Raw genomic sequence first — 19,143 nt, 5'->3', positions numbered from 1 at the left:
TTAAGCCTTCTGCAATCTTGCAAACAAGGCTTTCACTTTTTCCACTTTAGGACGCACGACCATCTGACAATAGGGCTGCTCACCGTGTAAAGCGAAGTAGTCGTTGTGATAATTTTCAGCGGGATAAAAAGTATCAAACGCTGAAACTTGGGTCACTATCGGCGCATCAAAAACCTTGGCTGCTGCTAACTGAGCAAGCATAGCGGTAGTTTGCTCTATCTGCTCAGCATTATGGGTAAACACCACGGAACGATATTGTGGCCCCTTATCATTACCTTGACGATTAAGCGTGGTCGGATCATGGCTCTCAAAAAAGACCTGTAATAGCGTCGTAAAATCAATTTCCTCTGGGTTGAACTCGATATGCACAACCTCTGCATGGCCGGTTTGGCCCGAGCAAACAGATTTATAATCGGCATCATGGGCTTCGCCGCCGACATAACCTGAAGTGACATTCACCACGCCCTTTAGGCTTTTAAAAATCGCTTCGACACACCAAAAACACCCTGCACCAAAAGTCGCAAAGTGATTCGGTGCTGGTTCAACAGCATCATCCATCCCTTTGAAAACCATAGAAACTGAGTTAACACAGTGACGGATATTGTTAGGTGTTAACATTTCACCTTCAAAGACATGCCCCAAGTGACCGCCGCACTGGCTACAAACAATTTCAGTTCTGCGGCCATCGGCGTCAACATGGCGGGTTACAGCGCCGGCAATTTCATCATCGAAGGCAGGCCAGCCACAATGGGCATTAAATTTATGCTCAGAGCGATACAAGGGGGCATGGCATTTTTTGCATAAATACAAACCCTTAGCATCGTGCTCATAATACTCACCACTAAAGGGGCGTTCAGAGCCTTTCTCTTCGATAACATAGCGTTCAAAATCGGTCAGTTTATTCATATTAATGCCCTTTCGACTCACGTCGTTGTGTATTTCGATATTCTTTGATTAAGAAGCTGATTTATAAGGAAGCCAACATAAGACCCACTCCAAGCAAGATTTCTTGCACTCGGCTTCAAAATGCGGCTGACATCAATCCAATCACAACAAATCTAATGCCCATACTAACGGATTTGGTGACTAAAATCTTACCACTCAAGTAAGTACTAATATAAGTGCTTATATAAGCGACTGCATAAATGACGGAAAAGACGGCAGTTGATCCAGATCACAGTCGCTGAGTATTTGCACCCACATCAGCGCACGGCTACACTTGCAGCGGGTCAAATTACAACTAAATATAACAAGTAGAAACCAAAATGAAATTAGAAACCATTGATTACCGCGCTGAAAACAGTGCCCAGCAATTCGTTGAATCACTTCGGGAAACTGGCTTTGGTGTTTTATCTAATCATCCGATTGATAAGCGCTTAGTTGAAGACATCTACACCGAGTGGCAAGCCTTTTTTAATTCAGAAGCCAAAAACGACTATATGTTTAAAAAAGAAACCCACGACGGTTTCTTCCCAGCGTCGATTTCTGAAACCGCCAAAGGCAACACAGTCAAAGACATTAAAGAGTACTACCACGTGTACCCTTGGGGCCGTATCCCCGATTCACTGCGTACCAATATTCTCGCCTATTACGATAAAGCCAACGCACTGGCTGCAGAACTATTAGAGTGGATCGAAACCTACTCACCAGAAGACGTAAAAGCCAAGTTTTCGATACCATTGCCAGAAATGATCGCCAATAGCCAAAAAACCTTACTGCGTATTCTGCATTACCCACCGATGACGGGCAGTGAAGAAATGGGCGCCATTCGCGCCGCAGCACATGAAGATATCAACCTTATCACAGTGTTACCTGCTGCCAATGAGCCTGGATTGCAAGTGAAAGCCAAAGATGGCACTTGGTTAGATGTTCCAAGCGATTTTGGCAACATTATTATCAATATCGGTGACATGTTACAGGAAGCCTCTGGCGGCTATTTCCCATCGACATCACACCGCGTCATCAATCCTGAAGGTACGGATAAAACCAAGTCACGGATCTCTTTACCGTTATTTTTACATCCAAACCCTGCTGTAGTGCTATCGGATCGTTATACCGCCGACAGTTATCTGATGGAAAGATTGCGCGAACTAGGGGTAATCTAAGCCTTAATTCAGCCTATTAATCCAAGTAACAATCGCAAGAGACAGTCAAGGATTAAGCGATTAAAGCGCCTTAGGGCGCTTTTTTTATGACATTCGCCACCTTCAAGGTAGAATAGCCGTTCTTTAAGTTATTTAGGACAAGGCGTTATCATGGCAATTCAGTGGTATCCGGGGCATATGCACAAGGCACGCAAGGAGATTGAAGAGGCAATGCCTCAGGTCGATCTTGTTATTGAAGTGCTGGACGCGCGTATTCCCTACAGTAGCGAAAACCCCATGGTGGCTCAGCTTCGAGGCGACAAACCTTGTATCAAACTGCTCAATAAATCTGATCTGGCCGATCCAGAGATCACCGCACAATGGATTGAATACTTAGAGCGTGAGCAAGGCGTCAAAGCCACGGCGATCACGACACTGCAAGCAGCAATGGTGAAAAAAATCCCTGATCTCTGCCGTAAGCTAGTGCCAAGTCGCGATAAAACCGAAAAAGACATTCGCACTATGATCATGGGAATACCCAACGTTGGGAAATCTACCATCATCAATACCTTAGCTGGCCGTGTTATCGCCAAAACCGGTAACGAACCTGCGGTAACCAAAACCCAGCAACGGATCAATTTACGTAACGGTATCGTGCTGTCGGACACCCCGGGTATTTTGTGGCCTAAAGTGGATAACGAAGCGAGCAGCTATCGCCTTGCCGTCACTGGCGCCATTAAAGATACGGCGATGGAATATGAAGATGTGGCCCTGTTCGCCGCTAAGTATTTCTTAACCGCTTATCCAAAAGAGATTTGTGAGCGCTATAACTTAAGTGAATTACCAAAAGATGATGTCGCACTTCTCGAGGAAATCGGCCGTAAACGTGGTGCGCTGCGTCCCGGTGGTCGCATCGATATGCACAAGGCATCAGAGTTATTACTGCATGAATATCGCTCGGGGAAAATAGGCTTACTCTCGCTAGAAACGCCTGCGATGGCAGAGCTTGAAAAGATTGAAGTCGCCCGTATCATGGCCGAAAAAGAAGCCGAGAAAGAAGCCAAATTGGCAGCAGAGAGACTTAAACGTTCAGGCAAACGCCATAACGACTAGTCAGCCCGCCACTCTGCATTTGGAATATAAGGCGCAGAGTTTGTTAAAGACGTTAAAGACAAGACGCTGATGACTTTTATATTCCAGCTTATGACGCTCATTCATCAAGTTTAAAATTAAAGCCAGTATATTGAATATACTGGCTTTTTATTATCAAAAACGGAAAGCTTGCGCTAAAAAACACTTTTACGCCAATGACTTCTGCGTGCCTGATATAAGCTCTCAATATCAGCCAGTCATCATCCTCTTAGCACAATACACCAAGGAGCCATCTTGGGTTTGACTGCACGGCAAAGGTGCTTTAGTCGCGGGATAGATCTACCACTTCTTTCAAGTTTTCTAATGGTACCCACCCTGATTCTTCACTGACAGCTTTTATACACCATACCCAGCCATTCAACATTCGTGTGCCAATGAGTTGTTCCCCTTCATGCACATTAAGTTCTCTTGCCGTATAGTCCTCAAGCGCCAGCCCGTTGGCATTTTTTAGGCGCTGAATCACTTGACCAGGAACCCAACCAGCATCTTGCCCTGGCGTAGTGCAAAGGAACCAGAGATCCCAGCCTTCAGGACCTGCATATTTGTCTCCAACGACAAGAGGATCACCTTTTTTGAACGTAATGGGGTTAGGAAACTCACTTTCATGTGGATTGACAACGATATATTTCTTAGTAATCATGTATTCAGTTAACATTTTGATAAATATTAGTAAAAATTAACTTTATTCGCTTATTAAAGCACGCCCAATTAACGCTCAGTTTGAGTGAAACTTATCAGTTTTCTATCAGACAACACACGCATGCACAGTTTTCAAACCAATTATCAACATAAAAAACTGTAATATTTTGATTTTAAATACGATGACAATAAACTGTATTATGAGTAGGAAAATGCCAGTTAGCGTAATATGAAGGTATATTCAGTTAGCCAAAAACCGCGCCAATTTGCACGCGGTTTTCAATGGGAATTAACAGCAAGCTAATGAATAATGACAACTTTTTAACTTATTTTAAGGTCTTCCAAAACATGATCTGCTGCCTGGAATGCCAACGCTGCCAAAGTGAGGGTTGGATTACCCGTTGCAACCGTTGGAAACACTCCGCTACCGACTAAAAACAGATTGCTATGATCCCAAGATTGCTGACGAGGATTCACCACCGACGTATCTCTGCAGTCCCCCATTCGATACGTCCCCACAATGTGTCCAGCACCGTAAAACGTAAAATTATGGCCCTGATATTCAAAATTATTCGACGTTACTTGACTCTTATCACCATAAAATACCGGCGCAGGCGGAGCCTTGGTATATTCCCGCGCATCAAGGGCGTCAAAGAGTTTTGTCGAAATATCTTTAGCCGATACGAACGCATTGCGCACATAATCCTCGCGTACACGATAGGTTAATTTGGGGCGAGGCAAACCTAAGTTATCTTTCAGCGTCTCCGACAACTCGACACGGTTGTCCGGATCAGGTAATTGTTCAATTAAATAGCCCATACGAATTTGCCGTGTGTAAATACCATTCAAGGTATTCACCAGTGAGGCACCAAATAAGGCGCTATTCGCAGACATGGCGGGATCAAACCGTAATGGAGTCCCCTGCTGATTGACAGAATCCCCATTTAATTGCGAATTATTTTGTCCAAATACAAAATCAGCTAAGGTCGTGAATGGATCATTTGCTGCCCACTGCCAACCTTCATTGCCGATTTCAATACGATAGGCGGCACGGTCTTTACGAAAGGCGCCATCGCGTAAACTTTCGATACCCGCAGTAGATAAAGGCCCCGAAAACCATAGACAGGATCTTTCGCCAGACCCCAGGCCAAATACATAATGTGATCCATCAAATTACGCCCCACTTGATCGCTATGGTTGGCGACGCCGTTCGGACAGGCTTTATTACGCTTAGACATGAGCAATAATTTAGGCGTCTCAATCGCGTGAGCTGCAATCACATATTTTTTACCCGTAACTGTACCGCCGCCCGTCGCTATCCCCCCGTGAGTTTGATAGGTCACATAATCAATACCAACAACATCTTTTGTGTTTTCATCCACTTGAACATTTGTCGCAACATGACGATAAAACACATCAACATTGCCGGTTTGCAATGCTCGCCCGAGCGTCACAGTGGCATCATATTTGGCTTGGATTGGGCAAATAGGAATACAATTTGTATTACCCGCACATTGACGGCGTTCACCCGGTAATGAATTGCGCCCCTGAGGGGTTGGCGTGACTGACAATTGAATATTGTCATACACCATATCGCTCACCGCTTGTTCATATTGTTGATCGACTAAAGATGAAACAATGCCAGGCATTGGGTAATCGTAATTCGGCCCATAAACACCATCCGGTGAAACATGCAATCCGCGATAAAGCTGATCCATCGCCTCTTTGTCACCGGCGACGCCAATCTCATTGGTCGCCTGTTCATAATAAGGAACCAGCGCTTGGTAAAATTGTTTTCCACCGGGCCAATCCACGCCCTGCTTATACTGGGTTTGCAACTCAAAATCATTGGGCAATAGATGCAAACTGGTTCCTAGCCAATGCCAAGTTGTGCCGCCGCCAATACGCTCATAGGAACTCGCAAAAGCAAACTTTGCTTCAGGGCTGTCAGGTTTCAAATGCTCTGGTTGCGGCGTGTAATCGAAATAACATTGCTTTGGATTACGCCATGCGCCAACTTGCAACACGGTATAACGCGGCACATTTTCCTTCGCAGGATCAGGCAATCCGAGTGGATTATCCGCCGTCGATGCAGCTGGATTTTGCGTAGTAGGAGGATAAGGTGATTCAGGTGTTTTGGCATTGGCTTTAAAAAAGGTTTCCATGTAACCACTGCGGTCAACCGGCACTTCCTGCCCTGCTTCGAGGATTAATACTTTTTTCCCCGCCATCCCCAATTGATAAGCCATGATAGAGCCGGCAATACCTGATCCCACAATAATGACATCGTAATTGGTTTGAGTGCTCATACTGCACCTCCTTGATGACCCGTATATGCCGACAGTACAGCGGGTGGTTTCGCCCAATAGCCATAGCGATAATTTGAATCCCCCATCGGATGAGCCTGCATAACTTGCCAGACTAAACCTGTGGTATAGCTTTTTGCCGAAATCATATCGCTAACCGTGGTTTCCTGCTCTGTATCCGTCGCGGGAATAATGGTTGGCCATGCACCTGAGTACCACATAAAAATCAATTTACGACAGGCCAACACAAAATTAGCCCCGTTGTCTGGTGCCAGCATTTGCGTGCCAATTTGTTGATCTGATAATTGCTGCGCTTTTAACGCCGCAAATTTTTGCAGAATAGTTGTAACTAAAGTTAGGTCCTTCGATTCTTCGGTTATTTTTTGCGTAAACACGGCTAAGTATTCAGATTTAATATCCACGGGATCCAATGTCGGGGCAATAATACTGGTAGCAAAGCCGGTGAATACCGCGCTCAAACCAATAAAATGATTCATAGTATCGGCAGTCGCGCCTGTAATATCAGTCATGATGAGTTCCTTTCGTAAATTATTGCGCGCGTTGCAGCAAGTAAGTGAAATCAGCAAAATTACCGTTAGTGGTTGCCGCATTATTGTGACAAGCCATACAGCTGCTTGATGTTTGCTTTACCGAACCTTGGATATAAGTTTCGAGCGTGGTGTTCGCTAAAAATGAGGGAGCAGGCACGCCCGTTGGATCGGTGGGATTTTTGGCATCGGTAGGCCATTGCGTACTGATCAATTCGTAGTTCTTCCATACCGATCCCGGCACTACAGCGTCGAGTGCTGCGTGATAACTGGCATTTAAGGCTTTAGCGTCGGCAGTGATAGGAATGACGCGTTCCACTTGAGTTGGTTTAGTGTGCGGGTTTGCCGGATCCCACGGGCGTGCTGGTGGTTCATTCACTTTGCAGTCAGTACATTTAGCATCGTAAAAATTATATGCCGACAATGATGCTGACTCACCTTGCGTTGGCGCGTTAGCGACATGCTCAAAGGTAGACCAAATCCATTGTGGTTCACCCGTGGTTTTGTGAGCAATGTGAAACCCCACTAGACCGACTTGTTCAAGCGCACACGCGGGCTTGACCCCGTGTTGCTCTTCGGGATTGTTATAAACTAGCGCATAAGTCGTATAGTAATTCGTCGCATCAAACTTGCCGCCCATTTTTATCCATGAGGCCTTAAGCATGATAGAACCTACCTGCCCGGTTTTACTGTCGCTCGCAGTAAAATCGACATCGGCATTAAACTGTTTCTGTCCTTTTTTACTGTAAAGGTTATTGTCCAAAATAAAATTGAACATGGTTTCATTGGTTAATATTTCATAACGGGTATAAAGCCCGTTTTGATCAATCAATGGACCCGTTGTAAAAGGCTCACCACTTTCATCCAACACATTCGGGGTCTTCCCTACTTGCGTTAAATAAATAGTCACTTGAGGAATGGACTTGGGATCAATACTTTTGCAAACATCCGGCACATTATTGGACTGATCCCACCCAGGTGGTTTTACGCCATCGGGTAAAAAAATCTCCCGGCTTTCCTTCCAATGCAGCCACACGACTGGCTGGTTAGTTTTTTGCCCAATGGTAGACATAGTATTGGGTGTGCCATCGGCATTTGCTGGCCAGTTAAGTGCAATAAACGATTGCCAAGAAAAATCATCAAAATCATGTTGCAGGCTTTCGAGTGAGACCGGGGATTTTGCTGTGATTTCCAGCGGCATAACAGGGCTTAACGTGGGTAGCGTTATAGCTGCTTTTGTCTCTACTGGTGCTTCTGCATGTACAGCAGCACTCATACACAAAAAAAGCGTACTATAGCTAAAAGATTTGATAGACATGAAATTAACTCTCCTTGTTATTGGGACTTATTCAATGCTTAAAACGTTTACAACTCCACTTTCTTTAACGACTTAAAATCAGGGCTTTCACAACACCCGCCACTGCAGGCGTGATGGCACGATACAAATAGCGTACAAGACTTGACCTCAACCAAATCCAAATAAATGGGTTTCGATATTAAAATTGAAGTTTGCTGTTTTGATCGCAGTCTCTGGCTTACTGAGCCGGTCTGAACAGATTGATTGATACGGATAAATATTAACGTCTTTCATTGAAATTCCTTTTCATGATTGCGTTTTATCACGATACCTTGAGTCTAGATTATTCATTGAGGATCACCTCAAATGAACCTAGTAATCTCAGTGGAAGGGTTAAACACTCCTGTGTTCCCGTAGTGAAAACAATTCTATTCTGCAGAAATAAAAGTAACCTTCTGAAAATATTCCATGTTAAAAGATTGTTTACGTTTCACTTATTGTCAAGCGTGAGGCAGAAGGTTTATTTTATTTGTAAAAAAGCTCGCCGCACGACGATAACAGCAGTAAAAGCATAATGTGATATCAAGAGTTCAACATTGATCTGAAGTCTGCGAGGGCCAAGCGTGGGCAGTGCTCCAACACTGACTAAGCGATCGTAAAATCGGTCGCAACTACGCGCGGCCTATTCTTATTTGGTAGCCATTGATTCAACAATAACTGTCAAAGTTTGGAAGATTTCGACTCATTTTCATCATTAGATTCTGTAAAGAGTCACTCAGCATCTGATTATATGGCCCTGCTAATGACTTTATAAACACTTTGACTGAAACAGAACACAACTTGTTCTTACTGTTGAAACAGGAAATCTATTTTCTTGTACTGACGAAAACTCTAAGATTAAAAATGATGCCATTTGGGGATGCTTTGACCTACTTAGGTAGCCCTGTGAAATATGATCATATCGTTCCACTTGCTTCCCACAATTGAGCCGCAGTGTACCTTCACAAACTTGTTATTCACCGATGTTTGTGCCCATAACCAATACATTTATACCTTTATAATTCACTTGTTCTATAGGCTTAAACCCATGATGTAAGTACAAACCTCCAGTTAAATCTTCTGTTTGAAGATATAATTTTTTCACACCTATTTTATGTGCTAGCGATATTATCTCTTTCACAAGTTTTGAGGCGACACCCTGTCCCCTAGCCTGCTGAGTGACGTAAACACCACCAAGCCAAAATTCAAATTCTGGGTATATGTCCATTTCTCGAATTTTTAGCTCTGCTGAACCAGCAAGAACACCATTTACTTTTCCAATGATCAGAATAGGCGCGGTATCTCGATTTATTGATGCAGAGACTTTTTCAACGACTTCCTCCTTGGTATAGCTACCATTGTCTTGGCACCATTCGTTGAAATACCAACTAGCTACCGTGTCTATCGCAGAGGGATTATCGGCAAGTAATGAAATTTCCATATATGTCCTTAGATGTACAACGATTTGATTTTCTTTATGAACAACATCTTACCAACTTAACCTTGTAAGGCAAGCAGCCCACAACCATTGATGTTTGTAGTCAAACTATACTGATATCTATTAATGACTTTATGATGATGTTTACTTTGCTGTGGCTTTATTGAAAGTTCGGACTGGCATGACTTCTAGGTTGAAAGTAATCTCATCACATTAGCTTTTTTATAGCCCACAACTTTATTCGCCCTACTTGCATTTTAAACTTTGAAACAAGCTTTGGGGCATTTTAGAGTTAACCGATTTTAAGCACGCCACGCTTTAATCGCTTCTGTTGCTAAACCAGCTAGCTGTTTTGAAACTTCACGACCTTTGTAAATTGACGTTGTGTCTTTTGCGATTGGAACAGAATAATGAATATCGTGAGCAAGATTATTTAGATACTCGCGGCCACCACCTTCATAATTTTGCAGTTCCTGACCATTGAGCTGGATCATATAGCTATAGCCAAATGCACTCATGTTGCAATTTGCATTCAAGTACAAGCGACCTTCATGCTCCAAAAGGAACCATACTCGGTTTTCAGAATCCATTACTTTCATCGTCATCTCGCATAAGGGGATTTACCCGAACTTATCATAAAACCCAAACCGTAAATGGAAATACGCATCTCAACGGAACTTTTCGGTCAATTGATCTAATAAAGCTTCCATACTCTGCTCGAGGAGATCGAGCACTAGTTCAAAACCCTGTGCGCCGCCATAGTAAGGATCTGGTACTTCCGTTATTTGCGTATCAGCATAGGACAACATTAACTGTAACTTGTGTTGATACTCAACCGGACAACGGCTAAGCAGATCCGCCAAATTGGCATTATCCGCAGCTAGAATTAAATCAAAATACTCAAAATCAGCATTCACCACCTGCCGCGCCCGCATGCCCTCGAAACTAAAACCCCGCTTTTTACCAGCCTCAATAGCGCGGCTATCGGGCTTATCCCCTTGGTGATAACCAATAGTACCCGCCGAATCCACCTCAATATTAAGCCTGCGCTCAGCAATCTTAAAACGACAAACCGCCTCTGCCGTCGGTGAGCGACAAATATTACCCATATAAACACAATAAACAAGATAAATTGCAATAAAATCAATTGATTAATTGCTATTTGAGGTATTTTTGTAGAGAACATTGAACAAATTTAAATGCTATTTTAATCAATTACTTATTTTGGGTTTTGGAGAGAGAAAGTGTGAATAACGCACCTTCTAGATGCAAAACTGGACCTCTACTTCAATAAGTAGCAAGTCTATGCTGTTCCTTGCACCCTGCTATGTTATCGCCGAGAGTGACACTGGCAATGGCGCAGATGCTCCAGCCATCACGGTAGTGTTTAATACCCTGTGGCAATTTATGTAGTACTATTTGAAATTATTTTTTATTTTCAAGAAAATCACTTTTTGGAAGTATCCTGCAGCTGAATAGAGACGGTCCAATAATCAGTCGAACCAAAGTAACGCCCACAAACAGCGAACTATCAGATAAAATCGGCAATACACTGCACATTACAGTATCCGACCTGCAACCCACGTTTCCAATACATCAGCCAGTTTAATTAGTTGTTCTTGATGCTTGGATTTGTTTTTCGCTAGGTTTTGGATATTCAATAGCTTCCATCTCACCGCAGGTAGTGCCGCGACGCTCGGTTCATCAAACAATGACCAATCAGGCTGCCCCTGTTTAAAGGATAATAAAAAGTCTCTGTCTTTTGCAGTAAAGTGATGCTGCAACGCTATCAGCATTTCTGAGCGAGTTAAAATCAGCTCATCGAGTTTAATCGGCTTTGTCGTCATTCCATTGAATTCAGTTTGAAAGCTTTCATCAAGCGGTTTCCAGCGTGGAGACATCACTTCATTAATAGGCCTTGGATGGCTAAGTGTATAAGTGAGAAAGCCGACCAAAATCTCTCGACTGATCCCCTCTTCCGCCAGCAGCATTTTCACATCGAAAAGATCCCTTGGGTGCTGTCTATCCATCGCTGCACATAACTTACCACCGTATAGATCAGGCAGGCTTACAACGGGGATCTCTGCATACCCAAATTCTTCTTCAACTAACTCAACGACTGGCATTAATACCGCTTTGTGTAGCGTACCTCTCGCAACAGGAGAGACTTCAATTTTTATTGTGACTCTATCACTTGTCACGACAACCCTGAGCTCATCATATTTATTGTCTTGAAATACTGCACTAAGGTTCGGTTGTAGATTGATCTGCGCAGTCAAACGACCAAGCGCTTCCTTCACACTTTGTAGCGCTTGTTCCCTTGGCTCCAAAGGAAGATAAGCCAAATCGATATCGACCGATAAGCGTGGGAAGTTGCGCACAAATAGGTTGATAGCCGTACCGCCCTTTAGGGCAAATACCTTCTCTTGGGCGACGAGCGGCAGCATCCGAATAAGCAACGTCACTTGCTGGTAGTATATCGATGACTTATTCATATCGATTTTCTTCTGTCTTAATAAACGATGCTGGCACTGTTATTTGATAGCGTCCATCGTAACGGCCATGAGCCACCACCTGACGCTTTCCCGCACCAAGCGTGATTTGCTGCTCATCTAGCCTTTTGCTCCACTGGTGTTGATAGTAGTGGCCTAAAAAGAGAAATACGCGATTAGCTTGTACGGCTTCACTTCGATTCAGTATTGACTGTATTTTACGTGGACTGAGATTCACTAACCCTTGAAACAGCTCCGCGGCATGCTCAAAACTGATATGTTTGCCAATGGCATTGACGACCTCATAGGCTGCAAGCTCCGCACAACTTGCCTTAACTTCCCTATTGTTCACCCCTATAGTAATAAAGTCTTTTTCCAACGTTTGGGTCAGCTTGCTACTGGTATAGAAAAGCCAGTTTTGCTCCTCCAATTCGCGGAACCACTTTGGCAACGCCTGCTTACTTTGACAGCCAACCCAAACTTGCTCGCTGCTTAGTTGAAGATAATGACTAAGCCCTTGATGTGTTAGGCTACTGACTCCCGCAAGGTGAACAGGAAGCTTTAGCTGCTCATTCACAGCCTTGAGCGCTTCAACCCAATGAGGCTGTAACTTGCCTGTTGGCTCAGGACGAACGTAAACCCCCGCACTTATCTTGTACAACCAACCACTCTGCACATATTTTCTCACCAAAGATGAGCTGATCTCATTTTGTGTTAACCACGACTGAAGCACTACCGCACCAGGACTCGTATGATTAATAAGCCAGTTTATTTTTGATGACATAGTTGCACCATAAGTACCAAAATATAGAGTAAATTAAACCAAATATAGAAGCAGAGTTTATAAATTGCAACATATTAGGACCTAAAGTGCACTTTTACCGTGAATTATAAACTAACTGAATGAGAGGGGGCGCCGCCGTTGTTCCGCGGTTAAATACAATCAGTCACCATCGAGCATAAAAAATGCAATATCGATTTTTGCATGAGATTAGATCGGTTATCTAAAGATTGAACAACTCAAAACAGGGAACTAGTGGCAGGTTTTAACGGAGGACATGAATAGTCTGTTTAGTAAAATTCGGATTAGCTATTCTATTATTACAACCTCTTTTATCTACAAACTAATCAACGCTCGATATAACTAGTCGGAATGGGAATAACAGGCCCATATATGGGTCTTAATCAGTTATCTTGAGTTTGATTCATTCTAGGGCAAAAACGCCACAGAATAGCCGCAAACTGGGCTCTAGGGCGGGTTTTAGGGACTCGCGTGAATCAGGCTGGTGCAGAGTGATTCACTAGCTCATTTTTTGACATTTCCGAGTTAAAGCCTTAACTCTAACTCGTCAGTTTCGGATAAAAAATCTATGATTAACGCTTTTGTAAGGGGCGCGTGCTGTATACTCGTCCCAACCCAACTCGTTAGGCGAACTTAATAAACTTGTTATGTCTCATTTTTTCTACAGCGAGCGGGGTCGTCATAACGACAGACTTTACTTGTAGCAGGTGTTCCACCGATATTACAACCACTGCCACCTGCAAAGCTTTGAATACTAGCCATTTCTTTACGGATTACTGGTTCAATTTGAATTAAATAGTCACTTACTACTTTATCCGTTTCGGAATTAAGCTCAATTCCGTATTTTGATTGATATTCTACTAATCTGCACAGTGTTTGAGTTGGGTTCGCCGTAAGTTCCGTGTAATTGGGTTTAAGAAACATAAGATAGAATACAGTCGAATTAAACTTTTTATTGTATTGCTCTTTTATCTTATCAGTGAACAAGCCTTGCTCATCAAGCGAACCAATAATTTCGAAGTCATTCACTATTCCTGAGATTGTGCTTGATGTATATGCTTTTCTAATATCCGCGCCATTAACATAAGCATTCGCTAACCAGCCTATGAGGACACCTATCGCGAGTATTATTGATATATAAATAATCCGTCTAAGCATAAAACTCCCAAAAAACAACTGTATTTTATTATTGTTTAACAGCTTGTTAGCTGCCGTTTACTGCAAAATAAATTCTTGGTAATTCAGTACCCCAAGATTGATTTTTAAATGCCATCATCTTGGAGAAATCAAAATTTGAAATAACAAATTTTTCATTAGTTTCCCATTCAATTTGATAACTTACATCGTCAGGTTTTCCATCTAAGCGAATCAAAGCATCAGTTTTTTTTAACGAGAATGGAGATAAAGATTTATTTTTTATTCGTTCTACATATATCTGAGTTTGGGGACTAGAAAAACCACCACAGCCAGTCATTATAACTACCGCTCGCAACTCCCCATTAGGAGAATAAAGTTCTTCGTATTCATCTGTAGAACATGCTGTACTCATCAAGTACATGAAGGAATATAGAATTGTTGTAATTACAACCCCACCCCAAAATATTGCGGCCCCTAAATTCCAGAGTTTTTTTCCAATCTGATTCAAAGCTCAAATCCTTTTAGGCTGCTAACGCCCCAATTTGCGGCGTTTGTGAGTGTTTTGGTACGAAGCACCAGCGAGTAAAAGTCCCAGCAACATTGGCTTGTTAGGTGGCATTTTGATTAAGACTGAGTAAAAAATCAACAATTTCAGTCCTCAAGGATAAATCCGAAGTTTGTTCAGATGCATCGTTGGCAGTATCAATATAAATTCTAACTTTTTCATTTTGACCTAAATCTAAATACAACTCAGCAAGCCCAAACGATATAGAAGCAATATAGTCTTGTTCTTCGCTATTTTTTGCTAAAGCCAATGCTTTTAAATAGAGATTAATCGCTTCAGATTTGTCCGAAGTAAAATCTGCCAGTGTTTCCCACTGAAAAGCATGATCTAAAATAGTACCTTCATGTTTTTCACACACATCTCTGAGTTGATTGTAAGAAGCCCAATATGACTGATTATTATCTGTATTGGTCATTTCTAAAGCTATATCGAGAACAAACTCATAGTGTGGTGGTTTAAACTTCAAGGGAGGCACCTAACGCCCGGCTTTGGGGCGGACTTGTAGCCGCGCAGCGGCGGAAAGGCCGTCCCAGCCCCGACGGGGCGACAACAGCAGTTTGTTAAATGGCTTGCTCATTTTTGCATGTAGCCTTTGAAATCTTGCAGGCTACTTGCAACTTTTATTGCCGTATCAGGTGCCATCCCTATTGCGGGCAAATAAAACACCTCACCCTCATCGTTTACTACCAGAAGCTCTCCACCACCATTACCACCGAATGTTACGAACCCCGGCGCGTACTCGGGTAGCTGGTAATCACGGTTAAATTCTTCTATTTCTTCGGGATGCCACAGAACATACCATTCGGGCTCCACCGACAATTCACCTTCGGCGTAACCTTCAGCGATCCATGACTGCAAAATTTGCTTAAGGGCTTCGATGTTCATGCTGTCCATTTAACGCCGCGAGCACACGCTGGAGGTTTTGTGCCTTGCCTTGTTAGCTTCTTGCTTCCCAGCCATCTTTACCATGAGAATATAGTTCCACTTTCATGTCTTCATCCCAACTTTCAGGATGAGGTACAAATGCTAAGAAGTAATTATCACCATCTTCCGGTACAGCACCACTCAGTATTGATAACGCCCAATTTTTTATACTTTTACTTTGAGAGAGTATCAATAGCTTATTTTCTGATCGAGCCATGGCCAATTTACTAAAATCGATTATAGAAGCGCGACTATCGCTTCTTTGAAATTCACTTTCAATAGCCCATTCCATTTTATTCACATAGATTAGCTGCTTCTTGTTTGACGCAGAAGGTATAGATTTAACATTCACAACACTAATATCAAAAAGCAATTCATTTAATTTAAATTCGCTTCTATTATTAGAATAATCTGCTGAAAAAACTCTGTATTCAGTTTGAACATATTCTTCTCTAAATGATGCTGCGATGTTTTTCACCCAAGCTTTACTTCTAGCTGCATGAAATAATCTAGGCTTAGAATAATTTGAACTTATACATTCTTGAAATGCATCTCTTAACGAATTCTGCAATTTTTCTAAAAGCATCGATTTATCCATGAAGCTAACGCAAAGCACACGGGTGATGACCGCGCAGCGGTAGACATCCCAGCGACCGAACGGAGCGAGTGATGCGCCTTGTTATATGTACATTGCTCATTTTATTGCACTTCTACTAAGTCGTAACTTTGTTTTAATTACAAGAACCAAAGTTGGAATTTGAAGCACTAAGAACGACAATCCTAAACCTTTAACGGAAAATTCAGCAGAGCCTGAAAAAATCAAAATACAAGCTAGCACAAGCCAGATAATAAAGAAAAACAAGCCAAAGCCTATCAATGATTTGAGTATTATTTCATTGTTTAACGACATAACTTTCCGTACATATAACGTCTTAGTATTTATGCGTTGCGCGGTTTGCAAGGCATAAATCGCTTGTTGGACTTGGCCGCTGCCACATCCGTTTAAATGGATATGAATGATGCTATAGGAATTTGCTTTTTTGTGGTAGCGGTTTTTTATACAGTTTGATGGGTAATCACTTGATATTGTTTTAGCTTTCTCATTCTTTTACGCTCACTTTCGACTGATTATTGACCTTGGTTGACAGCATTTGGGCCCCACATTCAGGCTGACACTCACACCCTATCCCCTCATCGGCTTAACCCCATAAGGCTGGCTGCTTTTCGCTGTTGGTCATTCCGCTACGTCTTGAAGGAGCGGTTATCCTCCTGACATACGTACTTGCTGACTTTAAGTGTTAATCATCACTAATCCCTGCGGTCTTATCAGCCCAATACACTGCAAATGACCTAACTGGCATTGCGGGTATGACCACAAACAGTCTTCTTTGACCAAAGTACTCGCCAATGCCACCTGCGGTTTGCGAAGTTGCAGCTTGATGCGCGAACTTTTTGCGGTGGCAAGCATTGGTTAAGTACTGCGTAAAATCACAGTCATGACATACAGTACTAACCGGTTAGGAAATTTTGAATGATTTAGTTATCAGTTAAGTGATTCCGCGATAAAGCTAGAACAAAACAATATGCCTAGGTAGCTGCGCTCTGATGTATTCAAACTAAAGGTAGGTTTCTCCCCTCACTGTTCTCCGCTTTATAGTGACTAGCTTACCAAGAGACGCAAAATATCGGCCCATTCAACAAAGATCAAAGGATCACAAATCGATCTGTTCAAGTTGGTATATCCGAGCACACCTATTTTTTAAATCCCTGAGGAAATAAGAATAATAAGCAAATAAAATCAACGTCATAAATAGCGTTCGAAATTATGAACGCCCCCTAAAAGCCCGCTAATAAAACAACAACCAAGCCCTCTAAAATCCTCATATGTAGTGAAGCACTGCGCGTCACTGCCCCCGCAATCAACCGCGCCGGAAGGACCCGCGATGATAATGGTTCGCATCTACATCGAGTTGAGAGCGATTCTCATCATCATAAAGTGTCGCGTTCGGTTTCAATCAAACCGTGAGCATCGGCGAGACACAAAATCCGCCCATCTGAAAATCAAAATTCCTCATAATTGCACATGATCATCGCTCCATTCCTATCCATGCAGGATGACTAATATAGGTAAAGATAACGAGTCTGGCACTCGGTTAAAATGAGCCTAGTCCTAGACAGAAGCAATTCACCTAAAACCGTCTAAAACCGTTTAAAACCTTGGCTTTTACCCTCTTCACCCCATTGCCAACATTTAACACCAAAGCAACAAATGCACGCTATTGCATCCTTCCTTAGGGTTGATGCAATGACTCGCCTGTAGCCCTACTGCTGCATGGGCTAGAGTGCTCCCAACTTTTTGAGGCTATCTAGGGATTATCTAGGCCGCATCGAAAAACGGTTGAACCATATTGGTGCAATACACTGAACAACACCCATTAAATAGAAACATATCAATAACAATTCAAACTAAGGCAGCATGAGCCTAAAAACGCGTTCAATCACTCAGAAACAGTGTGCAGATCATCCCAGTTCGCCTGCTTTCGATGACTAAAAACGGGGAGCGGATAACGCCTTCGCAGGATGAGGCCGCGACCGAAACAGTGAGCCGAATAGAAGGATCCATTTAGGCGCCATCAATTCACCCAGAACTACCAAAAAACTCACCTTTTGCCCTACCCTTTACGCCCTTGAAGCGTTAACACAAAAGCAACAAAAGCGAGTCGTTGCATCCTCCTGTAGGGTTGATGCAACGGTATGCCTGTAGCCCAGCTGCCACATGGGTTTGAGTGCTCCCAACTTTTTGAGGGGATCTAGGGATTATCTAGGCCGCATCGAAAAACTTTTGAACCAGAATGGTGTAATTCACCTATCAATACGTAACATATCAGCAACAAATAATGCTAATAAAACGTGCGATATTCTCACTCGCCATCGTCGTACAACACGCCTATATCTGCCCTAACATTACCGGCTTCACCCAAAGAATTAGCAAATACCTGAACGATTAATGCATCTGCAGCTATTAAGCAGCTAACGAACGGAAGCATGCACATTGATGCGAGGTATCAGCCCTATCTATCCCCTTATCACAACAAGCAATTAGCCAGCGTGAGCTTAGCGGACACACCTACAGGTAAACACGGCAGGATCATAGGACCAAGCGGAACAACACGCTTAGGTACCGGCCATCATCGACCACCGGTATTAGCGGATAACTGTTCAGCGCTCAAGATGAACGTTGGGATTGGTTAAAGCTGACGACTGGACATGAAGCGTAAGGTGATCGAGTGACACGTCTGCAGGTGAAAATAGTGGTCTAAGAATAGGTTAAACCGAACGCACGATTGAACTGGATTAGTCTTAACTTAACCTCACGATGCAATTAGACCCGATAGATGGCTTTAACCCACTTCTACCCAAAGTTTGCCGCAGCTGGAAGTTCAGGCATTTGTTATCTGATAATTTGAGATACATAATGTAATGACTACCAAAGAGTAAGGTGTGATCATGAGGGATTTGATAAACCGTTACATTGAATCAAACTTACCTAGACTGATTCACGTTGCACATTTTGTTATCTCAATCTGTCAGTGCAAGTTCTATCTAGTACCCTAAGGCCCATAAAGTAATATGGAGTGAAAATTCCATTTTTCACAAAAATAAAACAATATTTTTGCTTGAAATGCATTCTTATCTACAATGCGTACCTCTCTTAAATTA

At 42.8% G+C, this 19,143-nt stretch carries 19 protein-coding genes and 1 pseudogene; 3 read left to right on the top strand and 17 right to left on the bottom strand.

Going from position 1 to position 19,143, the window contains the following annotated elements; translation table 11 throughout:
• Nucleotides 1-906: a bifunctional methionine sulfoxide reductase B/A protein gene (locus tag CKQ84_RS18070; protein WP_105252268.1), complete on the bottom strand. Its 906-nt coding sequence runs from the start codon at nt 904-906 to the stop codon at nt 1-3.
• 359 nt (nt 907-1,265) lie between these two features.
• Here CKQ84_RS18070 and CKQ84_RS18065 point away from each other — a divergent pair, with 359 nt between their 5' ends.
• Both CKQ84_RS18065 and ylqF read left to right on the top strand, forming a co-directional pair.
• Complete coding sequence (locus CKQ84_RS18065) at nt 1,266-2,105, top strand: isopenicillin N synthase family oxygenase (RefSeq protein ID WP_105252267.1); 840 nt, start codon at nt 1,266-1,268, stop codon at nt 2,103-2,105.
• Between the two features lie 150 nt (nt 2,106-2,255).
• Nucleotides 2,256-3,197: a ribosome biogenesis GTPase YlqF gene (gene ylqF / locus CKQ84_RS18060; protein ID WP_011919190.1), complete on the top strand. Its 942-nt coding sequence runs from the start codon at nt 2,256-2,258 to the stop codon at nt 3,195-3,197.
• Nucleotides 3,198-3,498: 301 nt separating this feature from the next.
• Here the strand turns inward: ylqF and CKQ84_RS18055 are convergent, their stop codons facing one another.
• The 16 genes and pseudogenes from CKQ84_RS18055 to CKQ84_RS17980 form a co-directional block, all read right to left on the bottom strand.
• Nucleotides 3,499-3,876 (bottom strand): SH3 domain-containing protein, encoded by a 378-nt coding sequence (locus CKQ84_RS18055; protein ID WP_105253107.1) that lies wholly within the window; start codon nt 3,874-3,876, stop codon nt 3,499-3,501.
• Between the two features lie 320 nt (nt 3,877-4,196).
• Nucleotides 4,197-4,769 (bottom strand): GMC oxidoreductase, encoded by a 573-nt coding sequence (locus CKQ84_RS24055; RefSeq protein ID WP_254053122.1) that lies wholly within the window; start codon nt 4,767-4,769, stop codon nt 4,197-4,199.
• A gap of 86 nt (nt 4,770-4,855) precedes the next feature.
• Nucleotides 4,856-6,184 (bottom strand): GMC family oxidoreductase N-terminal domain-containing protein, encoded by a 1,329-nt coding sequence (locus tag CKQ84_RS18050; protein ID WP_254053121.1) that lies wholly within the window; start codon nt 6,182-6,184, stop codon nt 4,856-4,858.
• On the bottom strand, nt 6,181-6,711 hold the full coding sequence (locus tag CKQ84_RS18045; RefSeq protein ID WP_105252266.1) for a hypothetical protein: 531 nt from the start codon (nt 6,709-6,711) through the stop codon (nt 6,181-6,183). Before CKQ84_RS18045 ends, CKQ84_RS18050 begins: the two co-directional genes overlap by 4 nt.
• 19 nt (nt 6,712-6,730) lie before the next feature.
• Entirely contained in the window at nt 6,731-8,047 is a 1,317-nt protein-coding gene (locus CKQ84_RS18040) for a hypothetical protein (RefSeq protein WP_105252265.1), read from the bottom strand.
• 991 nt (nt 8,048-9,038) lie between these two features.
• A complete protein-coding gene (locus CKQ84_RS18035; RefSeq protein ID WP_028760209.1) occupies nt 9,039-9,506 on the bottom strand; it encodes a GNAT family N-acetyltransferase in 468 nt (155 codons plus the stop codon).
• Between the two features lie 299 nt (nt 9,507-9,805).
• Nucleotides 9,806-10,102, bottom strand: a complete 297-nt coding sequence (locus CKQ84_RS18030; protein ID WP_028760210.1) for a hypothetical protein — start codon at nt 10,100-10,102, stop codon at nt 9,806-9,808.
• A gap of 69 nt (nt 10,103-10,171) precedes the next feature.
• Nucleotides 10,172-10,612, bottom strand: a complete 441-nt coding sequence (locus tag CKQ84_RS18025; protein WP_105252264.1) for a low molecular weight protein-tyrosine-phosphatase — start codon at nt 10,610-10,612, stop codon at nt 10,172-10,174.
• A gap of 450 nt (nt 10,613-11,062) precedes the next feature.
• Entirely contained in the window at nt 11,063-11,998 is a 936-nt protein-coding gene (locus tag CKQ84_RS18020; RefSeq protein ID WP_028760212.1) for a nucleotidyl transferase AbiEii/AbiGii toxin family protein, read from the bottom strand.
• Entirely contained in the window at nt 11,991-12,779 is a 789-nt protein-coding gene (locus CKQ84_RS18015; protein ID WP_028760213.1) for a type IV toxin-antitoxin system AbiEi family antitoxin, read from the bottom strand. The genes CKQ84_RS18020 and CKQ84_RS18015 overlap by 8 nt, the downstream gene beginning before the upstream one ends.
• Before the next feature lie 663 nt (nt 12,780-13,442).
• The gene (locus CKQ84_RS18010; protein ID WP_028760214.1) at nt 13,443-13,955 is read right to left on the bottom strand and encodes a hypothetical protein; all 513 of its coding nucleotides are present in this window, start codon (nt 13,953-13,955) and stop codon (nt 13,443-13,445) included.
• 46 nt (nt 13,956-14,001) lie between these two features.
• A complete protein-coding gene (locus CKQ84_RS18005; protein WP_028760215.1) occupies nt 14,002-14,442 on the bottom strand; it encodes a hypothetical protein in 441 nt (146 codons plus the stop codon).
• Nucleotides 14,443-14,542: 100 nt separating this feature from the next.
• A complete protein-coding gene (locus CKQ84_RS18000; RefSeq protein ID WP_028760216.1) occupies nt 14,543-14,965 on the bottom strand; it encodes a hypothetical protein in 423 nt (140 codons plus the stop codon).
• 107 nt (nt 14,966-15,072) lie between these two features.
• Entirely contained in the window at nt 15,073-15,384 is a 312-nt protein-coding gene (locus CKQ84_RS17995) for an SMI1/KNR4 family protein (RefSeq protein WP_231466234.1), read from the bottom strand.
• 52 nt (nt 15,385-15,436) lie between these two features.
• A complete protein-coding gene (locus tag CKQ84_RS17990) occupies nt 15,437-16,009 on the bottom strand; it encodes a hypothetical protein (RefSeq protein ID WP_028760218.1) in 573 nt (190 codons plus the stop codon).
• Nucleotides 16,010-16,714: 705 nt separating this feature from the next.
• A pseudogene (locus CKQ84_RS17980) lies at nt 16,715-16,901 on the bottom strand (IS91 family transposase); the annotation flags it as partial.
• A 1,567-nt stretch (nt 16,902-18,468) separates the two neighbouring features.
• On the opposite strand from CKQ84_RS17980, the gene CKQ84_RS23790 reads away from it, so the two are divergent.
• Nucleotides 18,469-18,675 carry a hypothetical protein gene (locus CKQ84_RS23790; protein ID WP_158683071.1) on the top strand — a complete coding sequence of 69 codons (207 nt, stop codon included), beginning with the start codon at nt 18,469-18,471 and terminating at the stop codon, nt 18,673-18,675.
• The last annotated feature ends 468 nt before the right edge of the window (nt 18,676-19,143 follow it).

Origin of the sequence: Shewanella sp. WE21 (assembly GCF_002966515.1) — a bacterium.
GTDB lineage: Bacteria > Pseudomonadota > Gammaproteobacteria > Enterobacterales > Shewanellaceae > Shewanella > Shewanella oncorhynchi.
The sequence above is the reverse complement of the archived record's forward strand: the minus strand, read 5'-3'. Positions and strand labels throughout refer to the sequence as shown.

Excerpts from the sequence above, each read along its gene's own strand:
- CKQ84_RS18040 (WP_105252265.1), bottom strand. The coding sequence starts at position 8,047 with ATGTCTATCAAATCTTTTAGCTATAGTACGCTTTTTTTGTGTATGAGT.
- CKQ84_RS18065 (WP_105252267.1), top strand. The coding sequence starts at position 1,266 with ATGAAATTAGAAACCATTGATTACCGCGCTGAAAACAGTGCCCAGCAA.
- CKQ84_RS17995 (WP_231466234.1), bottom strand. The coding sequence starts at position 15,384 with ATGAACATCGAAGCCCTTAAGCAAATTTTGCAGTCATGGATCGCTGAA.
- CKQ84_RS18015 (WP_028760213.1), bottom strand. The coding sequence starts at position 12,779 with ATGTCATCAAAAATAAACTGGCTTATTAATCATACGAGTCCTGGTGCG.
- CKQ84_RS18025 (WP_105252264.1), bottom strand. The coding sequence starts at position 10,612 with ATGGGTAATATTTGTCGCTCACCGACGGCAGAGGCGGTTTGTCGTTTT.
- CKQ84_RS23790 (WP_158683071.1), top strand. The coding sequence starts at position 18,469 with ATGCACATTGATGCGAGGTATCAGCCCTATCTATCCCCTTATCACAAC.
- CKQ84_RS18035 (WP_028760209.1), bottom strand. The coding sequence starts at position 9,506 with ATGGAAATTTCATTACTTGCCGATAATCCCTCTGCGATAGACACGGTA.
- CKQ84_RS18055 (WP_105253107.1), bottom strand. The coding sequence starts at position 3,876 with ATGATTACTAAGAAATATATCGTTGTCAATCCACATGAAAGTGAGTTT.
- CKQ84_RS18070 (WP_105252268.1), bottom strand. The coding sequence starts at position 906 with ATGAATAAACTGACCGATTTTGAACGCTATGTTATCGAAGAGAAAGGC.
- CKQ84_RS18030 (WP_028760210.1), bottom strand. The coding sequence starts at position 10,102 with ATGAAAGTAATGGATTCTGAAAACCGAGTATGGTTCCTTTTGGAGCAT.
- CKQ84_RS24055 (WP_254053122.1), bottom strand. The coding sequence starts at position 4,769 with ATGTCTGCGAATAGCGCCTTATTTGGTGCCTCACTGGTGAATACCTTG.
- CKQ84_RS17990 (WP_028760218.1), bottom strand. The coding sequence starts at position 16,009 with ATGCTTTTAGAAAAATTGCAGAATTCGTTAAGAGATGCATTTCAAGAA.
- CKQ84_RS18020 (WP_028760212.1), bottom strand. The coding sequence starts at position 11,998 with ATGAATAAGTCATCGATATACTACCAGCAAGTGACGTTGCTTATTCGG.
- CKQ84_RS18010 (WP_028760214.1), bottom strand. The coding sequence starts at position 13,955 with ATGCTTAGACGGATTATTTATATATCAATAATACTCGCGATAGGTGTC.
- ylqF (WP_011919190.1), top strand. The coding sequence starts at position 2,256 with ATGGCAATTCAGTGGTATCCGGGGCATATGCACAAGGCACGCAAGGAG.
- CKQ84_RS18050 (WP_254053121.1), bottom strand. The coding sequence starts at position 6,184 with ATGAGCACTCAAACCAATTACGATGTCATTATTGTGGGATCAGGTATT.
- CKQ84_RS18045 (WP_105252266.1), bottom strand. The coding sequence starts at position 6,711 with ATGACTGATATTACAGGCGCGACTGCCGATACTATGAATCATTTTATT.